The sequence below is a fragment of the Spirulina subsalsa CS-330 genome (assembly GCF_028330765.1).
GTDB lineage: Bacteria > Cyanobacteriota > Cyanobacteriia > Cyanobacteriales > Spirulinaceae > Spirulina > Spirulina subsalsa_A.
In genome coordinates this window covers 1-5,632 of sequence record NZ_JAQMTY010000149.1, presented here as the reverse complement: position 1 = coordinate 5,632, position 5,632 = coordinate 1, and the positions used below count along the sequence as shown (strand labels likewise).

Annotated in this window: 7 protein-coding genes and 1 rRNA gene; 4 read left to right on the top strand and 4 right to left on the bottom strand. The window is 53.0% G+C overall.

What is annotated here, in order from left to right; translation table 11 throughout:
* Nucleotides 1–9: 9 nt before the first annotated feature.
* The 4 genes from rrf (at nucleotide 10) to PN477_RS10145 (ending at nucleotide 2,230) form a co-directional block, all read left to right on the top strand.
* Nucleotides 10–127 (top strand): 5S ribosomal RNA (rrf, locus tag PN477_RS10160).
* Nucleotides 128–476: 349 nt separating this feature from the next.
* Nucleotides 477–803: a Nif11-like leader peptide family natural product precursor gene (locus tag PN477_RS10155; RefSeq protein ID WP_272115498.1), complete on the top strand. Its 327-nt coding sequence runs from the start codon at nucleotides 477–479 to the stop codon at nucleotides 801–803.
* 97 nt (nucleotides 804–900) lie between these two features.
* Nucleotides 901–1,743, top strand: coding sequence for a prohibitin family protein (locus PN477_RS10150; protein ID WP_072620024.1), 843 nt, complete (start codon nucleotides 901–903; stop codon nucleotides 1,741–1,743).
* A 115-nt stretch (nucleotides 1,744–1,858) separates the two neighbouring features.
* Nucleotides 1,859–2,230 (top strand): ribosomal maturation YjgA family protein, encoded by a 372-nt coding sequence (locus tag PN477_RS10145; protein ID WP_272115494.1) that lies wholly within the window; start codon nucleotides 1,859–1,861, stop codon nucleotides 2,228–2,230.
* Between the two features lie 9 nt (nucleotides 2,231–2,239).
* On the opposite strand, the gene speE is transcribed toward PN477_RS10145, so the two are convergent.
* The 4 genes from speE to PN477_RS10125 are packed head-to-tail and all read right to left on the bottom strand — an operon-like array spanning nucleotide 2,240 to nucleotide 5,495.
* A complete protein-coding gene (gene speE / locus PN477_RS10140; protein WP_272115493.1) occupies nucleotides 2,240–3,112 on the bottom strand; it encodes a polyamine aminopropyltransferase in 873 nt (290 codons plus the stop codon).
* Nucleotides 3,113–3,166: 54 nt separating this feature from the next.
* A complete protein-coding gene (ispE, locus tag PN477_RS10135; protein WP_272115491.1) occupies nucleotides 3,167–4,114 on the bottom strand; it encodes a 4-(cytidine 5'-diphospho)-2-C-methyl-D-erythritol kinase in 948 nt (315 codons plus the stop codon).
* Nucleotides 4,115–4,122: 8 nt separating this feature from the next.
* Complete coding sequence (gene rsmA / locus PN477_RS10130) at nucleotides 4,123–4,953, bottom strand: 16S rRNA (adenine(1518)-N(6)/adenine(1519)-N(6))-dimethyltransferase RsmA (RefSeq protein ID WP_272115489.1); 831 nt, start codon at nucleotides 4,951–4,953, stop codon at nucleotides 4,123–4,125.
* Nucleotides 4,953–5,495, bottom strand: coding sequence for a cofactor assembly of complex C subunit B (locus PN477_RS10125; protein WP_272147246.1), 543 nt, complete (start codon nucleotides 5,493–5,495; stop codon nucleotides 4,953–4,955). Before PN477_RS10125 ends, rsmA begins: the two co-directional genes overlap by 1 nt.
* Between the last annotated feature and the right edge of the window lie 137 nt (nucleotides 5,496–5,632).

Below are 5,632 nucleotides of genomic sequence, written 5' to 3'. Positions count from 1 at the left end.
GAAGGGATTGCTGGTGTCTAAGGCGTAGTGGCCCCACTCCGATTCCATCCCGAACTCGGTTGTGAAACGCTACAGCGGCGACGATACTTGGAGGGTTGCTTCCTGGTAAAATAGCTCGATGCCAGCTTTTATCTTTTGAAAGAGAACCACTAAAATTTTAGTGGTTCTCTTTGTGCTTTGATTCTGATGTTCTGCAAGTTTGTCGTTGCTGTTCTGGTTGCGTCAAGAGGTGGACTGCTGGTTACATTCACGATGTTCGGCTGGTTACGTTCACGATGTTCGGCGGTGGATCTGAGTGCAGGGGGAAGGGATTGATCTTATAGATCTTTCATGATGTCTTAATGGGATGGGGTTAGGTGCTTGGTCTAACGATCGCACTCCATTAACTTTAGTAAAAGCCGTGAACGAGTTACTATGACGGCTTGAAAGTTCCTTTAAAATGAAGCGTGTGACCCATTGTAGAGAGTTAAGGCGTGATGTCTCGGCGAAACGATGTAATTCGATTTTTCCAACAGGTTTGTGATGATCCTGCTTTGCAAGATCAGCTAAAGCCTCCCTGTGAAGCAACGCGTCATGGTTTTGCCAGAATCGCGCAAGCATCGGGGTATAGCATTGACGGTGCCGACATTGATAACTATGTTCGCTTTGTCCAGTTTTACGGTGAATGCCAACAGGCGATCGCTCGTCATCAGGATGGACAGGAACCCCTAGCCCGTTGGCTCAATGATTGGCAAAAACACCTCAAGCGTTTTGAAGACAACCCTCTTGATGATCGGCATGACACGATCAAGCGTTTTTTATAGTTTGTTTGCACTTCATGACCCCATATTGTGATTGGGCGGCATTGAATCCGCCTGATCGCAGCTTTCTAATCGTTTCAATTTATTCAAGGAGAATCTTTTGCGTAATCAACCCACACCGAGCCTCCAGCCTATTATCGGCGGGATTATTGCTGCACTAATTGTCCTGATTGGGTTTAATGCCTTTGTCATTATCAATCCCGGCCAAGCTGGTGTGTTAAGTATTCTCGGTAAAGCCCAAGATGGCCCTTTGCTCGAAGGGATTCACTTCAAGCCTCCCCTCGTTTCTCAGGTGGATGTGTATGATGTTACGGTTCAAAAATTTGAAGTGCCCGCCCAAAGTTCTACCAAAGATCTGCAAGAACTCACGGCGAGCTTTGCAATCAACTTTCGCCTTGACCCGCTGAATGTGGTGAATATTCGGCGTGAACAGGGCACGTTAGAAAATGTGGTGTCCAAGATTATTGCGCCGCAAACTCAAGAGTCCTTTAAGATTGCAGCGGCAATTCGGACGGTCGAAGAGTCGATTACCAAACGGGCTGAGTTGAAGGAGGATTTTGATGCGGCTCTTACGGAGCGTTTGGATAAGTATGGCATCGTTGTCTTGGATACCAGTGTTGTGGATTTGAATTTCTCGCCGGAATTTGCCCGGGCGGTGGAAGAGAAGCAGATTGCAGAACAGCGATCGCAACGAGCGATCTACGTTGCCCGTGAAGCGGAACAACAAGCCCAGGCCGATATTAACCGGGCGACAGGTCGCGCTGAAGCACAACGGCTTCTTGCTGAGACCCTGAAAGCGCAGGGGGGTAGCTTGGTGCTCCAGAAAGAAGCGATCGAAGCCTGGCGCGAGGGCGGCGCTCAGATGCCGAAAGTGCTGGTGATGGGCAGTGATCAAAAGAATGGTGCGCCCTTTATCTTTAACCTCGGTGGTCTTCAAGAGTAACATCGCCCCTTGACCGGATCACGCTCAACTCAATACAGAATCCTTCTTCGGTTGAAGAGGGATTTTTTGGGTTTATGATGACGGGATGGTATGGGGAGGATCTGAGGTAGTGAGGTTGAATCGACGGGCATTGGTGGGGTTTTTAATCGTGTTGGTGGTTGAGGTCTTGATCGCATTGTTTGTGGATGATGCGATTATTCGGCCCTTGGGGGGGGATGTGTTGGTGGTGATTTTGCTGTTTTTTGGGGTGCGATCGCTCTCCACCGCTCCGACGATCTGGATTGCGGTGAGCGTGCTGGTTTTTGCTTGGGGCGTGGAATTTGCCCAATATTTCCAGATCATCTATCGGTTGGGGTGGGAAGATAATGCGATCGCGCGTACCGTGATCGGCACGCGCTTTGATCCACGGGATCTCGTGGCCTACACCTTGGGGGCAGCGATCATTGCGATCGCCGAATATCGATGGGGAGATCGTTATTGGCGTTGATGCCCGGCCTCAGCGTGGGCTATCGAGGATCGCATTGACCTGACGCTGCATAAAAGTGGGCAAGGCAAAGGCCGCCCGGTGAATCGCCGGATTGTAATAGTGAAACTCCAGCCCCGATGCTGTCACCCGCGCCGGGTCAAAATCCGCGATCGGATCGAGGCCTTGAGAGGCAAAGGTAAACGACCACAGCCCGCCCGGATAGCTCATGTTGGAATAGTTGTAGAGGCCCACGGTGGGGAAACAACGGTGCAAAATATCGAGTAGTTTATGTTGCATCGCGGCAAAGTAAAACGGCGATTCTCCCTGGGAGACCACCAGGCCGCCAGGGTTAAGAATGCGAGCCAGATCGCGGTAAAACGTTTCCCCAAACAGAGGCGTTGCCGGGCCGATGGGGTCGGTGGAGTCCACCAGCACCACATCAAAGGTTTCGGCGGTTTCAGCCACGTACTTTACGCCGTCTTCAATGTGGAGGGTGAGCTTAGGGTGATCCAAGGCTTGGGCCGTTTGGGGAATATGTTGGCGGCAGGCATTGACAACCACCTCATCAATTTCCACCATGACGCACTGTTCTACCGACGGATGGCGTAGCACTTCCCGCGCTGTACCGCCATCACCGCCGCCAATGATCAAAACCCGCTGGGGATGGGGATGGGTGAACAACGGCACATGAACGAGCATATCGTGGTAGATAAACTCGTCGGCTTCGGTGATCATGACGTAGCCGTCGTTGAGTAGGATTTTGCCGTATTTTTCGGTGTTGACGATTTCGACGTGCTGAAAGGGACTTTGCTCGGCGAAAAGCACTTCGGTGGCTCGATAACGGAGTTCGAGAAAGTCGTGCGTTTCAGTGGCCCAGAATTCAGCATGGGGCGCAGTTGACATGGCAGTTATCGGGTTCAAAAATAGGCAACGATCGCACCCTGTGATTAGGCGTAATTAGGCGATCGTTGCGAGGTGAATTCCATTATTGCTGAGTTTGGTAATCCAACAGCCTAAATCAGGATCATTCACGGTCGCCAGGGTGGTCACCTTCACCTGTTCTGCATGTTCTATGGAGTCACAAAGGGCGAACACACTAGGCCCTGACCCCGACATCATCGCCCCGATCGCGCCCGCATCGAGGAAGGCTTGGCGCAGTTGAGCAACTTGGGGATGGGCGGGGAGGACGACGGCTTCGAGGTCATTGTGAAGATGGGCGGCGAGGGTGGCGGTGTTGCTTTGGGCGATCGCTTCAACCAGGGGGCCAGAGTGAATATGGCGGGCGCGATCGGCTTGGTCGGCGAGATCTTGAACGTAGGTATGGCCAAACTCTTGGCGATAGGTTTGGTAAGCCCAGGGGGTGGAAACGCTGAGGGATTTATGTTTGGCAAGGACAATCCACAAAGGTTGATGGGGACTGGGGAGCGCATCGAGTTGTTCACCGCGTCCGGTGGCGATCGCGGTTCCCCCCGATACACAGAAGGGAATATCAGACCCCAACTGCGCCGCCACGGTTTGTAAATCCCCTTGGGTTAACCCCAAATTCCACAGTAAGTTAATCCCCACCAACACCGCCGCCGCATCGGCTGACCCCCCGGCCAAGCCTGCCGCAACGGGAATCCGTTTATCCAAGCGCATCGCGACACCGCCATGGCTGGCGAACGCATCGGGAAACTGCTGACTCATCAAGACAGCGGCTTTGTAGGCGAGGTTATCTTCCTTGGCCCCCAGTTGAGCATCGGAGCAGGTGAGGCGGTGATAGGTGGAGTTGCTGGGCTGAATTTCGAGGCGATCGCCGAGATCAATACTCTGCATGATCATCACCAATTCATGAAATCCATCGGGGCGATCGCCAATAATTTCCAGGTACAGATTAATTTTGGCGGGGGCAATCAGCGTATACATGGGGGGCTTTAGGAATGAGAATCAAGGGGGCGATCGCCGAGGGCATCACTCAACGCCACCCATTGTGCCACGCTGAGGGCTTCGGGACGGGCTTCGGGGTTAATCCCCAGTTGAGTCAACACCGGAAGCAATTGTTCCGGTTCAATCAGACCCTTAATATTATTGCGCAGCATTTTGCGCTTGCTGCTGAAGGCTTGCTTAATCAAGATTTCGAGGTGTTTCGGGTCACGGGCGGGCTGAATCGGGGGACGCGGCCGGAGCCGAATCACTGCCGATTCCACCTTAGGTGCAGGTTTAAACGCCGTGCGCGGCACGGCGCAGATGATTTCCGCATCGGCTAGGTATTGCACCCGCACCGATAACACGCCAAAGGCTTTAGAACCAGGGGAAGCAGAAACGCGATCGGCAATTTCCTTTTGCACCAATAGCACGATCACATCGTAGGGCGGTGTGACGGGTTGGGAGATGCGACCGAGGAGATATTCCAAGAGGGGGCCGGTGATGTTGTAGGGAATATTAGCCACGACTTTATTCGGGGCTTGGAAGTGGGGCTGCTCGGCCAGTTGGGCGGCGAGATCAAGCTGGAGAATATCCCCTTCAATGACAAAAAGATTATCGACGGGGAAGCGTTTGGGCAATTGCCGACAGAGGCCTTCGTCAATTTCGACCCCCACCACGGCGGCGGCTTTGGGGAGGAGGTGCTGAGTGAGGGAGCCAGTGCCGGGGCCGATTTCGAGGATGCGATCGCTCTCTGTCAATTCCGCCGCGTTGATAATCGCACGTAAGGCCGCATCGGAGCGGAGCCAATGTTGGGCAAAGCGTTTACGAGGTCGCGGCATTAGGACTGTACCACCGTGGCAAATTGACGCTGAAGCTCGGCCAGTTCGTCCCGATGGCCCCGAACTTTGACGCAGTTCTTGTCCCCGGCTTCGACTTTCAATAACACTTGTTCAACGCGGGCGGCTCGTTTCCAATAGAACACCCCGGCTAAGGGACAAAGGAGGGCGATCGCCACCCCAAAATCCCCCACCGCCGGCACGAGATAGGACAACACAAACCCCAAACACACCAAACCAATCCCCGCCAATCCCGACAACAACACCGCCAAAAACACACTGGGCCGCACAAACCCCTCAAAGGTCGCTTGTCCCGTTTCGTCATCCACCGTGATCAGTTGATAAGCCCGCCCCTCAAAATAGGTTTGCATTGCTAAAAAGAGTTGCTCCGTGGATTGGCTGGCTTCGAGTTCGATCTGTTCAATGCGTTCCTTAATCGAGGCACGAATGAAGAAGAACAGCCCAATCATCATCAGGACGGTTAAAAAAAGTGTTGAGGTGGTAATGGATGAGGTCATCGCAGGGGGCAGATTTAGCAGCGTCATTGACACTCCCACCGTTAAATCAAAGATTATAACGGGGGATTCTTGTTTCACTGGGTTTGTCTAGTTTCAAGTCATCTCTGTCTTGAAACCCCGTCCAGATTCCCCTCCACAAGCATCTGTTTAACGTCCACTGAATG

What these genes read in the sequence shown, in the direction of transcription:
- PN477_RS10155 (WP_272115498.1), top strand. Translation starts at nt 477, where the DNA reads ATGTCTCGGCGAAACGATGTAATTCGATTTTTCCAACAGGTTTGTGAT.
- speE (WP_272115493.1), bottom strand. Translation starts at nt 3,112, where the DNA reads ATGTCAACTGCGCCCCATGCTGAATTCTGGGCCACTGAAACGCACGAC.
- ispE (WP_272115491.1), bottom strand. Translation starts at nt 4,114, where the DNA reads ATGTATACGCTGATTGCCCCCGCCAAAATTAATCTGTACCTGGAAATT.
- rsmA (WP_272115489.1), bottom strand. Translation starts at nt 4,953, where the DNA reads ATGCCGCGACCTCGTAAACGCTTTGCCCAACATTGGCTCCGCTCCGAT.
- PN477_RS10125 (WP_272147246.1), bottom strand. Translation starts at nt 5,495, where the DNA reads ATGACGCTGCTAAATCTGCCCCCTGCGATGACCTCATCCATTACCACC.